General features: G+C 33.0%; 13 protein-coding genes and 1 tRNA gene. 10 read left to right on the plus strand and 4 right to left on the minus strand.

The window, feature by feature from the left end:
• Positions 1-50: 50 nt before the first annotated feature.
• From ruvX to EGH73_RS04290, 4 genes are all read left to right on the plus strand, one after another.
• On the plus strand, positions 51-464 hold the full coding sequence (gene ruvX, locus EGH73_RS04275; protein WP_123280837.1) for a Holliday junction resolvase RuvX: 414 nt from the start codon (positions 51-53) through the stop codon (positions 462-464).
• The gene (gene def, locus EGH73_RS04280) at positions 461-1033 is read left to right on the plus strand and encodes a peptide deformylase (RefSeq protein WP_089770913.1); all 573 of its coding nucleotides are present in this window, start codon (positions 461-463) and stop codon (positions 1031-1033) included. The genes ruvX and def overlap by 4 nt, the downstream gene beginning before the upstream one ends.
• A gap of 114 nt (positions 1034-1147) precedes the next feature.
• The gene (locus tag EGH73_RS04285; RefSeq protein ID WP_123280838.1) at positions 1148-1732 is read left to right on the plus strand and encodes a DUF5606 family protein; all 585 of its coding nucleotides are present in this window, start codon (positions 1148-1150) and stop codon (positions 1730-1732) included.
• Positions 1733-1802: 70 nt separating this feature from the next.
• Positions 1803-2525, plus strand: coding sequence for an ABC transporter substrate-binding protein (locus EGH73_RS04290; protein WP_123280839.1), 723 nt, complete (start codon positions 1803-1805; stop codon positions 2523-2525).
• Between the two features lie 71 nt (positions 2526-2596).
• On the opposite strand, the gene EGH73_RS04295 is transcribed toward EGH73_RS04290, so the two are convergent.
• Positions 2597-3043, minus strand: a complete 447-nt coding sequence (locus EGH73_RS04295; protein ID WP_123280840.1) for a GAF domain-containing protein — start codon at positions 3041-3043, stop codon at positions 2597-2599.
• 13 nt (positions 3044-3056) lie between these two features.
• Positions 3057-4481: a TonB-dependent receptor gene (locus tag EGH73_RS04300; protein ID WP_123280849.1), complete on the minus strand. Its 1425-nt coding sequence runs from the start codon at positions 4479-4481 to the stop codon at positions 3057-3059.
• Positions 4482-4535: 54 nt separating this feature from the next.
• Between EGH73_RS04300 and EGH73_RS04305 the strand changes: the two genes are divergently transcribed.
• Both EGH73_RS04305 and EGH73_RS04310 read left to right on the plus strand, forming a co-directional pair.
• Positions 4536-5303 carry an MBL fold metallo-hydrolase gene (locus EGH73_RS04305; protein ID WP_123280841.1) on the plus strand — a complete coding sequence of 256 codons (768 nt, stop codon included), beginning with the start codon at positions 4536-4538 and terminating at the stop codon, positions 5301-5303.
• A gap of 86 nt (positions 5304-5389) precedes the next feature.
• Positions 5390-5469, plus strand: a tRNA-Leu gene (locus EGH73_RS04310).
• A 198-nt stretch (positions 5470-5667) separates the two neighbouring features.
• Here the strand turns inward: EGH73_RS04310 and EGH73_RS14080 are convergent.
• Positions 5668-5823, minus strand: coding sequence for a PTS sugar transporter subunit IIBC (locus EGH73_RS14080; RefSeq protein ID WP_123280842.1), 156 nt, complete (start codon positions 5821-5823; stop codon positions 5668-5670).
• Positions 5807-7300, minus strand: coding sequence for a recombinase family protein (locus EGH73_RS04320; protein ID WP_123280843.1), 1494 nt, complete (start codon positions 7298-7300; stop codon positions 5807-5809). The genes EGH73_RS14080 and EGH73_RS04320 overlap by 17 nt, the downstream gene beginning before the upstream one ends.
• A 187-nt stretch (positions 7301-7487) precedes the next feature.
• Here EGH73_RS04320 and EGH73_RS04325 point away from each other — a divergent pair, with 187 nt between their 5' ends.
• The 4 genes from EGH73_RS04325 to EGH73_RS04340 all read left to right on the plus strand — a co-directional run bounded on the left by EGH73_RS04325 (position 7488) and on the right by EGH73_RS04340 (position 14507).
• Complete coding sequence (locus EGH73_RS04325) at positions 7488-10226, plus strand: tetratricopeptide repeat protein (RefSeq protein ID WP_123280844.1); 2739 nt, start codon at positions 7488-7490, stop codon at positions 10224-10226.
• 253 nt (positions 10227-10479) lie between these two features.
• The gene (locus EGH73_RS04330; protein WP_123280845.1) at positions 10480-11640 is read left to right on the plus strand and encodes a ComEC/Rec2 family competence protein; all 1161 of its coding nucleotides are present in this window, start codon (positions 10480-10482) and stop codon (positions 11638-11640) included.
• Positions 11621-13885, plus strand: coding sequence for a ThiF family adenylyltransferase (locus tag EGH73_RS04335; RefSeq protein ID WP_123280846.1), 2265 nt, complete (start codon positions 11621-11623; stop codon positions 13883-13885). Before EGH73_RS04330 ends, EGH73_RS04335 begins: the two co-directional genes overlap by 20 nt.
• A 1-nt stretch (position 13886) precedes the next feature.
• The gene (locus tag EGH73_RS04340; RefSeq protein ID WP_123280847.1) at positions 13887-14507 is read left to right on the plus strand and encodes a hypothetical protein; all 621 of its coding nucleotides are present in this window, start codon (positions 13887-13889) and stop codon (positions 14505-14507) included.
• Positions 14508-14617: the final 110 nt, after the last annotated feature.

A 14617-nucleotide genomic window follows, 5' to 3' on the forward strand; every position in this document is an offset into this window, starting at 1 on the left:
ACGGCTTTTTAATTTTCATAAGCTGAAAATTTTTGTAAATTTGCACACTTATGGGACAAATCCTAGCAATAGACTACGGAAAAGTAAGAACGGGAATCGCCGTGACTGACGATATGCAAATCATTGCAAGCGGACTGACAACAGTAGAAACGCCAAAGCTTATAGATTTTCTGAAAAAATATTTTTCAGAAAACAGCGTAGACGAAGTGGTTATAGGACTTCCCACAGATTTGAAAGGAAATATGTCCGATATCGAGACTGAAATTCAGAAATTTATTTTAGTTTTTGAAAAGGAGTTTCCCGAGAAGAAAATCAATCGTCTGGATGAACGCTTTACTTCCAAAATGGCTTCTTTTTTCATTAGCCAAAGTGGAAAAAACAAAAAACAAAGACAGGAAAAAGGATTGATTGACAAAGTAAGTGCGACCATATTATTGCAAAATTTTTTAGACCAGAAAAGATGATTTTACCAATTAGAGCCTTTGGCGACAACGTTTTGAGAAAAAAAGCGCACGATATCGAAAAAGATTATCCTGAGCTACAGACATTGATTGACAATATGTTTGAAACCATGTACGGTGCCAACGGTATTGGTTTGGCTGCGCCTCAGATTGGGTTGGACATCCGTCTTTTTGTGGTGGATGTTTCTCCACTTTCGGAAGATGAAGATTATGAGGATATTGCTGATGAATTAAAAGATTTCAAAAAAGTCTTCATTAATGCCAGAATCCTGGAAGAATCCGGAGAAGAGTGGAAATTCAATGAAGGTTGCCTGAGTATTCCTGAAGTGCGTGAAGATGTAAAACGTAAATCGACCATCAAAATAGAATATTACGATAGAAATTTCGTTAAACATACCGATACATTTTCCGACATCAGAGCAAGAGTGATTCAACACGAATATGACCACATCGAAGGAATTCTTTTTACAGACCACCTGAGTGCGTTGAAGAAAAAAATCGTGAAAGGAAAACTTCAGAAAATTGCTAATGGCGAAGTAGCTGTGAGTTATAAAATGAGATTTCCAAAATAGTCAGAAGGTAAAGGTCAGAAGACCGAAGAATGCAATTCGGAAACAGAAAAATAAAAAAATATAATTAAAACTTCGGACATCGGTTTTCCGACATCCGACAAAAATTAATCTAAAATGCAGTTAGAAAAAATTATTTCAATCTCCGGAAAACCGGGACTTTTCAAATTGGTTTCTCAGCTAAAGAACGGATTTATAGTTGAGGATATTACAACAAAGAAAAAAGCGAGCATATCAAACTCCAGCCAGGTAAGTCTTTTGGACAATATCGCAATGTTCACATTTGATAAAGAAGTTCCTTTGTTCGAAGTTTTCGAAAATATTGCAAAAAAATACGATTACAAACCAACAATCAGCCACAAATCTTCCAGTGACGAACTAAGAGCTTTTATGGCAGAATCTCTTCCTAATTACGATTTGGAAAGAGTTTATGAGTCTGATATCAAAAAATTGGCTCAATGGTACAACTTGCTTCAAAAAGCAGGTTACATCACGCCGGAAAGTTTTGTAAAGCCAGAAGCTCCTGCTGAAGAAACCGTCGAAGAAGCTAACGTAGTTGAAGAAAAAGCAGAGAAAAAACCTGTGGCTAAAAAAGCTCCTGCAAAAAAGGCTGCTGAAAAAACAGAAGAAGCTAAAGAAGAAAAAGCGCCTGCTAAAAAACCTGCTACTAAAAAAGCGACTAAAAAAGAAGACAAAGAATAATTATTAATTGATAATTATAAATCATAAATGCTCTCTCAGAAATTCTTATTTTTGAGAGAGTTTTTTATTTATGAGAATTGTTTCATTAGTTCCTTCGATTACGGAAACTTTGTTTGATCTTGGTTTGACGACTGATGAGATTGTTGGTAGGACGAAATTCTGCATTCATCCAAAAGATTATGTTGATAAAATTGAAATCATTGGCGGAACTAAAAATCTTAATATTGATAAAATCAAATCTCTGAAACCAGGCTTTATCATTGCCAACAAGGAGGAAAACGTCAGAGAACAAGTCGAGGAATTGATGAAAGATTTCAAAGTTTTGGTAACGAATATTGAAACTCTCGAAGACAATTATTATTTATTGAAACAACTCGGGCATCTATTTGGGAAAGAGGAAAAAGCTCAATTTTTCAATCTGAAAACTTATGAAGCTTTTGATAGTCAGAAAACTGAAAAACGTTTGAAAGTCGCTTATCTGATTTGGAAAAATCCTTATATGACAGTTGGTGGCGACACTTTTATTTCAAAGATTTTGGAAGAATTAGGATTTGAGAATTTGTTTAAAAATGAGAAACGATATCCAGAAATTCAGTTGGAAGATTTGAAAAGCGCCGATTTGATTTTTCTTTCGTCAGAGCCTTTTCCTTTCAAAGAAAAACATATTGCTGAAATCCAAGAAGTTTGTCAAAATCAAAAAATTAAGATTGTTGACGGCGAAGCTTTCTCTTGGTATGGTTCGCATTTGGCGAAATGTGGGGAATATTATCGGGAGTTACTAAAAAACATTTAAAAACCACAAAAGTCACAAAAGATAATATTAAAACTTTTGTGACTTTTATGGTTTTTAGTATAAATTAAATATTACAAAATCTTCGCTACTTCTTCGCAAAGCCAGTTCAGCAATTCTTCATCTTCTTTTGTGAATGGGTCAATTGTGTGAGAATCGATATCGATTTGTCCAATATTTTCTCCGTTTTTGAAAATTGGAACTACAATTTCAGCTTTTGTATCAATAGAGCAAGACAAATAATTATCCTGAGAATGAACATCTGGAACTACGAAAGTCTCTCCAGAAACAGCAACCTGACCGCAGATCCCCTTCCCAAAAGGAATGATAATATGATCTGTAATTGCCCCTACATAAGGCCCCAAAACCAACTCATCTTTGTCACCGTTTTTGAAATAGAATCCTGTCCAGTTGTAGTAGGAAATTTCTTTATCTAAAACCTGGCAAATCTTTAAAAGCTTGGTATTTGTCTCCTGTGGACTTTCCAAAATAGTTGAAAGTCTTTTTTTAAGTTCTATCATTTTTATTCTTGTATTAATTCAATCCGTCAAAAGTCAGTTCTTTGTAACCAAACATCTGGCGGTCTTTTATCATTTCCGAAACACCTATAGGAAGTTCTTCTTCCCAGCCAAGTTCTTGTGTAACGATTTTTTTAAGAATCTCACGGGAATAGATCTCAAGAAATTTAGGATTAAAGTTCTGAATATCTACAATTCTCTTATTAAGCTTGAAATATTTGTACAATTCTTTCAGGTTGTCATGGACTTTTAGATTTTCGGATGTCAGTAACTCACCTGTTTTCATATCTTTATATGGATACAGATAAACGCGCATATCTTTTTTAAAGAATTTTCCGAAAGCTTCCAAAATCCCACCAGGAAGGTTTTTATAATACTCCTCATCAAAAACATCCAAAAGGTTGTTTACGCCCATTGCAACACCAATATGCTGATTGGTAAATGTAGAGAAATAATCTACCATTCTATAATATTCCGAGAAATTAGATATCATAACAGTGTAGCCTAATTTTCCAAGTATATCAACTCTGTCCAGGAAATCTCTCTCATTGATGTCCCCATCTGCACGAAGATTGGAAATCGTGATTTCGAACAGAATCTGTGTGTTATAGCTATCGCAGGCATTATCCTTATTAAACATCTCGAGTCCTTGCTCGAACATATCGATATTAACTTTGGTAACGGGACGGAAACTTCCTCTTACTGCAAAAATATTTTTCTTGTAAAGAATATCAGCAGGTAACATATTATTCCCTTCTGAATTGAAAATTACAGCATCTGTCATCCCCAATTTTACCAGCTGAAGACTCATAAGCCTGTTATCAACATACTGAAAACCAGGTCCGCTAAAATCGATCATATCAATTTCTAAACGATCTAACGAGATGTCATCATACAAAGATTCGATAAGAATCCTCGGGTTATCGGCGTAAAAATAAGCACCATAAATAAGGTTCACCCCCAAACTTCCCAGGGTTTCCTGCTGTAATGTTGCATTGGTCTCCTTGAATTTTACATGAATAACGATTTCATTAAAATCCTCATTTTCATTATTCTGATAGCGAATACCTACCCACCCGTGTCCTTTTGAAGTTTTATCAAAATTGATCGTCGTAACTGTATTGGCATAGGAAAAAAACTTTTTTCCAGGATTTTTTTCTCTAGGAATTCTTTCTTCAATAAGTGTCATTTCGTAGCGCAACATTTTCCTGAGTCTATTTTGCGTTACATAACGATTTTTCACTTCCTTTCCATAGATGGCATCAGAAAAGTCTTTGTCATAAGCAGACATTGCTTTTGCAATGGTCTGAGACGCTCCACCTGCGCGGAAAAAATGACGAACAGTCTCCTGCCCTGCTCCTATTTCTGCAAAAGTTCCATAAATTGAAGTATCGAGATTAATCGCTAAAGCTTTCTGTTTTGGTGTAAGTTTTGGCTTTATCACAAAGAATTAGATTTATTTTGTAAATTTACCAAAAACAGCGCAATTACGAAAATGCTTTTAAAATTTTTAGGTACAGGAACATCACAGGGAATTCCTGTTATAGGAAGCCGCCATCCTGTTTGCCTTTCCGACAACCCAAAAGATAAACGGCTTAGAACTTCTGCAATTATTACGACAGACTCCGGAAAAAAGATCCTGATAGACTGCGGACCAGATTTTCGCCAGCAGATGCTGACCAATAAAGAAGAAAACGTAGATGCTGTTTTGGTCACTCACGAACATAATGATCACATTATCGGGTTAGATGATCTTAGGCCTTTGATTTTTAAGAATAAAGAATCAATGCCTATCTATTGTAACTCAAGGGTTGCAAAGGAAATTACTCATCGTTTTCCTTATGCTTTTATTGAGCATAAGTATCCTGGTGCGCCAAGTTTTGATTTGTTTAAAATTGACGGAACTTTTAGATTATTTAATGAAATTGATGTGACTCCTATTGACATCATTCACTCCGAGATCGATATTCTTGGATTTAAATTTAAAAACCTAGCTTATATTACGGATGCAAGCAAGATTGAAGAAAGTGAAAAAGAGAAACTTAAAAATCTGGAGGTCTTCATCATCAATTGCCTTAGAAAAACAGAACCTCATCATTCACATTTTATCCTTCCGCAGGTATTGGAACTTGTCCAAGAGCTAAAACCAAAGAAGACTTACCTTATTCACATCAGTCATCATCTTGGTTTCCACGATGAGGTAGAAACCGAACTTCCTGATAATGTTCACCTTGCTTATGATGGTTTGGAAATCGAATTTTAAATTTTAAAAAAACTTAAAAAAAACTTTTATCATAAAGATTTTTTCAATTATATTTGCAGACCAATTTACAACAAGGTAACACACTTGCCCAGGTGGCGGAATTGGTAGACGCGCTGGTCTCAAACACCAGTTCTTAGGAGTACCGGTTCGATCCCGGTCCTGGGTACTTAATGAGACAACTACTTGATAGTTGTCTCTTTTTTTATGCCCACAAAAAACTCTATATCAAACTTTTACAGTCTGATATTTTATGGTTCGACTTTTTTCACTTGAAATCCCTAACCATTCTAAAATGAACAGCTAAAAAGTGCTTTATCACTCATCCTATAAGCACTTCGACTTGGTTCGATATCCCATTAAGGTTCTAGTATTTTTTATCTTTTGGTTTATTATAATTTTTTGATACTAAATATAGTAATTCCAAGATAATTTTAGCTTCCTTCTCATTTACCCGAACTCCATTCTTGGCCAAAATAGTAATTGCTTGTTCTACTGAAATATTCTTATCGATGAAATTCATTTTTCTTATTGGTTTTTCGATGAGTTTTCTTTGATAATATTTTTGAGAATGCTTGATTTAAATCTAAAGATAGATCTCCTGTTTTATAATCAATATCAATCGGAGGAATAAGATTCACAAGATGTTTTTTATCCGAGGCATCAAATTCAGAAATCTTTTGAAAAATTTCAACTATAGACCTATCTCCTATATTATCCTTTCTGTCAATAGCTTTTAATTTAGCAAGAATATCACACTCTTCTTTCCTAAGATTTTTTGTATTAACAAGATTCTCTTTTTTTAACTCATTATAATCATCAATCTTTAATATTCCAGCTATAAATAATTTTCTGCCGTGTGAAAGAGTTAACTTTTCCTCTTTCATCTTTCTCTCTATTAATTTTTGAGAGTACAAATAACGTGCTTTCTGAGTCTTTATGTTTTGATCTGCTAAAACATTCCTAAGTAACTCAACTGCACTATTTAACAATATCAATTCTTGAAGTTTTTTTTGATAACAATTATTAAGTAAAATTGCATTAATCCTTATCCTACATCTATTATGACAGTGATAATATGGGTACTTTTTTGATCTTCCTGTTGAAAAACTTCCTCCAAGTTTCCGATTACATACAGGACAAATTAAAAAACCTCTTAGAAAAAACATTGCTTTCAAATCATCTCTCTTAGCTGTCGTTTTTCTTTTTGTATTGACAACTGATTGAACCTGATGGAATAACGATTCAGAGATTAGAGGTTCGTGTAAACCTTTTATCATTTGTTCTTTGTTAGAGTTTAATTTGATTGATACAAAGCCACAATAAACCGGATTACGCAAAACTCTGAAAAAATTTGACCGTGAACATATCAATCCCTTCTCATTAGCTATTTTATTAATCTCGGATATTTTCCGATTATTTTGGGCAACTTGATTGAAAACCCATTTTATAATTCCAGCCTCAGGTTCTTTAGGAACAATTGCCTTTTTACCATCCATTAATGTCACATTGAGAAAGCCCATAGGCGCTTTACTAGGATATCTGCCCATCAACTTTGCGCGTCGCAAGCCATTTGATGTATTTTGAGCTCTCCGTGTATTTTCTGCTTCCGGTACAGCCAAATATACAGCCAGCATTACAGTGCTTTCTGGCACTGAAAAATCGATTGGCTGATCAATAGCCATTGCAGTTGTCTTATATTTTCTGAGTTTTCCAATCATTTCGTAAGCATATTCAATATTACGGCTGAATCGATCCCATTTTATAAATAATATGTTCTTATCCACTTCTGCTGATTTCTTTTTAACTTCGGAGAATAATTCCTTCCAAGCAGGTCGATTGAAATTCTTTGCAGAGTAATCCTCCCTATAAATTCCTTTAACCTCAATATCGTTGTATTTACAATACTTTAGTAATCTATCCTCCTGTTCCGGCAAGGAATAACCTTTTCTTTTTTGTTCGTCCGTACTTACACGGACATATAAATAAGCTGTTTTCATTATTTTGATTTCAAAATAACCAAAGTTCAATAAATATCCTTTGTAGATATAAAAAAATTAATTCAACATACAAGACACGTAAAATCTAAAAATCCAACACAGTGCTAAAATTTTAACGATAAAAAAATCGCTAAAATTTTTGACGATAAAAAAAATGTCATATCTTTGACGAGAAATAAATCGTCATATGAATCAAGATCTATTATTAAGAAACAACACAGGAGTAAAATCCAAAGTAAATCTAATTGAAGGGTTTGTTGTAAGAACCAATCAATTTGAATTACTAAAGGAAAACCTGCTTAAAACCTCAGAACCCAGCAATGTTATTATTATTGGTCAAAGAGGCGCTGGTAAAACCACGCTTATACATAGACTTAACTATGAAATTATCGATGATGCCGTGCTTCGCAAGAAATATATTCCAATAATGTTCAGTGAAGAACAGTATAGTTTATCTGATTTAACAAATTTATGGGAAACTATTGCAACAACAATAGAAGATAGTTTTTATGAAGAATCTTTATCTGATACAATTGCTAATATCATCGATAAACAAAAAAATTATGAGCAAAAATCATATGATTTTTTAAGAGAATTCCTAATCGAAAAAAATAAAACAGCAATACTTTTCATTGAGAACTTTAATTTCTTCTTGAAGAAAATATCAGATAATGAAAAGAAAAAGCTATTCAGAATTTTAGAATCCGATTCGAATTTTAAAGTCATTGGCACATCAACAACTTTTAATGATGGAAATATAGATTTTCAAGAAGATGAATATAATTTTTTAAAAATTATTGAGTTAGACAGTTTGAATAAGGCTGATTGTGAAAAACTACTTATAAAAATCGGTCAACAATACGGGGAAGAGCAACAAATTCGCAACATCATTGAGCAACATCCAGGAAGAGTTGAAGCTTTGCGACGGTTAACCGGAGGTGTCCCTAGAACAATGTCGTATCTATTCCAAATTTTCATGGATAATGAAAATGGAAGAGCTATAAAAGATCTTTATTTATTAATTGATACACTTACGTTACTATATAAGTCAGAGCTTGATCAGTTATCAACACAACAACAAAAAGTCGTTGATGCAATAGCTAGAAAATGGGATGCAATTTCGGTTAAAGAAATTGCAAAAAAAACTAGATTAGAAAGTAAAAACATCTCCTCAATTTTATCTTATCTAGAAAAAAATCAGTTTATCGAAAAAATACCAACAAGTACAAAAAATAATCTTTACAGAATTAAGGAGAGATTTATGAATATTTGGTATCTCATGAGATTTGGCCGTAAAAATGATAAAGATAACGTCGTCTGGCTCGTTAGATTTTTTGATGCTTGGTGTGATGAATCAGAATTAACCAAACGAGTTAAAAAACATATCAGCAACCTTAAAGGCGGAAATTATGATATCAATGCAGCTATTGATATGGGCAATACTTTTTTGTCTTGTGAAAATTTACCAGAAACTCTAAAAGAAGAATTAATTAAAACCACCAATGCAATCCTACCTGACCGTCTATTAAAAAATACGAAAATATCTGAATCAGGTTTATTAGATAAAATTAAAAACTTGATCAAAGAAAACAAATTTGAAGAGGCTGAAAGTCTATTGGAGGAAATCAAAATTAAAGACGCAAACTATTATACTGTAGCTACTTCACTTTACATATTTAGTAAGCAGATCAAAAAAGCAATGGAATCTGCAAAAGAAGCATGGGCATTAGATAATCAAAATGCTCAGATGGCAATTACTATCGGTACTTTTTATGAGTTTCAAGCTGAAAATTTACGTGAAGCTGCAAAATATTATAAATTAAGCTTAGAGTTGCCAAATTCGCACGGATATGCAGCATATCGCTTGGGAGATATTGCTTTAGAATTAGAGGATGACTTTGATGAAGCAATTAAATTTCATAAAAAAGCAATTTCAATGAAGTTTAAGTTGTCGTTAAATTCATTGGGTGATATTTATGCAGAAAAAGGAGATTACGAAAAGGCAGTTCAATATTATAATGAAGCCATCGCCGCCAAAACCGGCGCTCCTTATACCCGTCTAGCACGTTTATATACAATGACGGGAAAACCGAAAGATGCAGAAAAAGTGCTATTACAAGCAATAAAAACAAATGAGGAACACAGTAAAATAAATCTTGGTAGATTTTACTATCTAAAGTCAAGACCAAATTATAAGAAAGCGGAGATAGAACTTAGAAGTGCAATCAACGATGGAGATGATGATGGTTATGTAGAGCTAGCTAGAATGTTCTTAAAGATGGGTCAAACTGAAAAAGCCATCAAAGCTTTAGAAGAAGGAGTGGAAAGAGGAAATGCTGACGCTGCACATCAGTTAGGCCATGTGCTTGCGACAGAAAAGCAATATGATAGATCTGATTTTATGTTTGAAAAAGCAAACGAAATGGGCGAGCTTGACTCATTAGGATGCTGGGCTGAAACGATTTTCGATGAGTTTAGAAACGATAAGAAACAATATGCGTTAGAATTGATACAAAAAGCACTGGATACAGATTTAGAGCCATCGCCAAAACTAACATTACTGCATGCTAAAATATTGCTATGGAACGGAAAAGTAACTGAATCGTTAGAAGTCATAAAGGAACCTATTCAGATACTGATTGATAATATGGACACAAGAAGAGGCGAAATATTATACAACAAGGTATTTGCTGATTTTGTAACATATTTTCTGTTGTTAATTGTTAAGAAAGAAAATACCATTTTATTAGATTTATTTAAAGAGATAGAAGATCTTGAAATGATTTTCAAACCAATCTATTTTGTTCTGATGGAAAATCTACAAGATGATTTCCCGAACGAATATTTACGAGCAGGAAAAGAACTAAAAGAAACAATATATGAATTAAAGGAAGAATTAAAAATTTTAAAAGAAAATTTAGAGTAGAATGATATAGAATATTAGAAAATAAAAAGTCCAAGAAATTCTCACCCTCCTTGAACTTTTGTTAATCTCTCCGAGTTAAGATACCTTAGAGAAATTTTAGATTTGTTATGGTACAACGCACAAATATAATAAAAATTGTGTTTAAACAACATTTATAATAATTTCTGTAAGAGGTGGACTCTGCCACTACTAATATTTCTAACAGAACTTTTTGGAATTAATTATTAATGTAAACAAGTTTATAACAATTTTTATGCAGAACGCAACATTAAAATACTATCCCGTAGGAAACGGTGATAATTCATTAATCACTCTTGAAGACAAAACAACTATTATCGTAGATTGTAATATCAGAAACTGTGTAGACGACATCTTTGATGTAAAGAAAGATCTTTTAAAAAATCTTCAAAAAGACAATGGAATTCCATTTGTTGATGTTTTTATATTAACTCATGGAGACCAGGATCATTGCAGAGGATTTAAAACCCATTTTTACCAAGGCGATCCAAAAGATTATTCAGATGAAGATAAAAAGAATAATTTAATTCGTGTTGATGCTATGTGGTTTTCACCAATGATTGCAGAAGAACATTCAAATGATGATGAAGATGCTTATCAAAAAGAGGCAGAAAGAAGATTAGAACTTCATAGAAAAGACTCTCCACAAAAAGATAAGCCTGGAAACAGAATCAGAATCATCGGTTATGATGGAAATAAAGACTATCAGGACTTAAATCACCTAAGATCTACTCCGGGAACAGTCGTTTCTCGCTTCAATGATAAAGACCAGAAGTTATTTTCTGTTTTTATTCATGCACCCTTTAAAGAACATCTGGAATCAGAAGGGGACGACAAAAAGAATTCCACAAGCATCGTGTTTCAAGCAAGATTTAAAACCAATGAATATCAACAAGACTTTGCAACATTAGCAATGTTCGGAGGAGACTCCGATCATACATCATGGGATATCATATTGGACAAAACCAAGAAACATAACAACAGTAAGGCCTTGGAATGGGATTTATTCCTTTCACCACACCATTGCTCTTGGTCATTTTTTAATGATCGTCCTCAAAACGAAAATCCAACTCCTAAAAAAACTTCTTTAGAAGCATTGGATTACAGAAGAAATAATGCAAAAGTTATCGCATCCAGCAAGAAAATATTGGATGATGACGATAACCCTCCTCACTATGAAGCAAAAAGTGAATTTGTAAAAAAAGTAGGCTCTTCTAATTTTTTAAACACTTCTACGTACGAACTTATTAATAAAGTTCCTCAGCCTATCGTTTTTGAAGTCACATCTTTAGGAGTAGTTAAACCTAAACAATCAGAAGGCACAGCAAAAGCTGTAGGAACTGCAGCATTAGGAATTGTAAATACTACATCTAAATATGGCAGTCATTATTTATAGCAGTACTCTGCAAAAATATTCCGGAGAAATAGAGAATCCTTATTTAAAGGATTCTCTAGCTTCGCTGGAGCATTTGGCGGGAAGAAATCTTGATATTTTAGATTGGGGAAATCAAAGAATTGCTATTCCTTTTGAAATTAGTGTTGACCTTCCTAGTTTAGGAACTTATGAAAACATTGATATCAGACAGAATGAACCAATACTACTTGTTTTTGATATTTTGGAATATCCAGAAAAGAGTCCTAATATTTACACAGATAGGCTGGATTTTCCAAAGAATAGTTTAGCCCATTTATATGTTGCAAAAAATAATCGTCCACCTTCAATATGCTATGTTCGAGAAAACACTGATGAATGGTATGCAAATAAAAGAATTGAAGATGTCATAATTCGTATTAGTAACTGGCTCAGAGCAGCAGCAGTTGGAGAATTGACTGAAGATGGAGACCAATTTGAACCGATGCGACTGGAAGGATACTATAGCACAATATTATATGACTATAATTTTGTAGTAGATTCTATTATTGAAAATAATCCCTTCCCAATTACGAACCAGTTTTCAATTGTTCAGTTTGAACTAATAAAACATGAGGAAAAACGAGTGTACAAATTCACTAAAAAAATAACTCCTTCAAATTTCACTTCAATTGCAAAAGAAATTGAAGAACATCAAGAAAAAAATATAGATGACATTACAAAACGTGAATTACGTTTAGCATTCGTTATCTGGAATGGAGAAAAAGATATTAACGAAAAGTACGAAATAAATCTACCAAGAAACTGGGAGGATTTTAAACGGTTTTGTGATAATTACAAAATTTATCATGAAGATTTAGAAAAAATAATTGCTGATTACAAAATGGTTCCATTTCCAGTGATTGTAGGAATAAGACGTCCTAAACCTTTGATTGGTTATTCAAGTGTTTTAGAATTGATGAATTTCGAATTTAATATAAATTCAGATCAAACAGCAGATGGAAAAATTATCAGTAATTTCCCAATCAATATACTTTCACATAATCAATCTTTTTCGACAACACAAGCTGAAAAGATTTCAAACTACACAAACACATTAAAAAGAGGTGTAGTCTTTGGCTGTGGTGCACTTGGATCCAAAGTGGTAATGCATCTTGCTAGAAATGGAGTTACAAACCTAACTTTATTAGACCCTGACGATTTTTCATCTCACAATCTTGTTAGACATGTGCTTTTTTCCGAGAGTATCGGTGCAAATAAAGCCGAAGCTTTAAAACAAAAAATAATAGATTTATATCCAAGTAAATCAATTGATACATCATCTGGAACATCATTTAAAGACGGTCGTATATATGAAGAAGAAACATTTAAATTATACGATTGGGTGTTCGATTTTACTGCTTCAGAAGCATTTTTTAACAAGCTTGCAGTATTAAATAGTCTTCCAAACTGTAAAATTGCAAGTGCATCAATCACAGATCATGGAAATGTAGGTTTATTATTCAAAGAAGGGATAAATAGAAATCCTAGAATTGACGATTTGCAGGTATATCTTTATTCTAGCGCTCTTACTACACCGAAAAATTCGGAGTGGCTTACTCGGGAACAATATGTTAATTCCAATAATTTACTAGTGAGAGTTGGCCTAGGTTGTAATTCCGAGACCACAGTTTTAGCAGATGAAAAAGTTGCATCTCATGGTGCCTATTTTACTGCAGTTTTGAAAAAGGAAATCAATTCATACAGTCAAGAAGGAAAGATTTATATAAATAGAATTACTGACGAAAATGATTACTCAATCGAAACAGAAGTCATTACTGTCAAACCCTTGGATGTTTATTCTGCTGTGAATAGTGATTGGGAGATTAGATTTAAAAATGAAATTCTTGAGCACGTTAAAAAACAGGCAGATCAAGCAGGAAAAAGGGAAACAGGAGGTGTTTTTTTGGGACAATGTAATCATAAAACAAAAACTATCTATGTAACAGATTTACTTGAAGCACCGTCCGACAGCAAAGGAAATTCTTCAATTTTTCTTAGAGGATTTAAAGATTTGTCAAATGAAATTGATTTAATCAACAAAAAAACAGGTGGTCAGATCGGATATATTGGAGAATGGCATTCACACCCAGAAGGTCCTGATTTTCTTAGCTCCACTGATATGCAGCGTGTTGAAGAGCATAAGATGGAATTAGAATCATTAAAAACACCATTACCAGTATTTCTTTCTATAATTACTCCTAATGGCTTTTACCCATATATTTTTTAATATGCAGAATGAAGTTAATTTAAAAAGTAAGAACACAACTTTGTTGTGGGTGTTTTTGGCAGCAAATGTTATAATTATTCTGACCATTAGTTTTCCAAATTTTGTTGAACAATTTGATATAATTCTTTGGACTAAAACAATTGGTGCCAGTATCGCTCCTGTGATATTATTTCTTCTTAATGGGTTGTTATCTAGCCATCAAAAAGCAATAATAATTTTTTGGAGATTAAAAGATCCTTTACCTGGCTCAAGAGCATTTTCTGAACTAATCAAAAAGGATTCAAGAATTGATATTAAGAAACTAAAAAGTAAATTCGGTATCTTTCCCCGGAAAGCTTCAGAGCAGAATAAACTTTGGTATCTTATATACAGACAAAATGCCTCCAACATACTTGTAACAGAAAGCCATAGAGCATTTTTGTTAGCGAGAGACCTTACTTCACTAAGCTTTTTATTAATGTTAGTAATGGGAGTTTTAGCTTTAGCATATATATCACCTATAATAAAATACTATTATTTTTTATTTTTAATTATCCAATATTTTGCAAATTTGGTTAATGCCCGTAATCGCGGACAAAGATTTGTAACAAATGTTCTAGCAGTTGAATCTACCAATTCTTAGTTGTTATTATATAAAAAGATTTAATATCCCGTTGGTAATAATTGTGAAATTCTTTGTAGATCATCCACCAAATGTTTCGATATTTCTTCGGTTATGGGTACAAAAAATCC

Origin of the sequence: Epilithonimonas hominis, assembly GCF_003730015.1 — a bacterium.
Taxonomy (GTDB): domain Bacteria; phylum Bacteroidota; class Bacteroidia; order Flavobacteriales; family Weeksellaceae; genus Epilithonimonas; species Epilithonimonas hominis.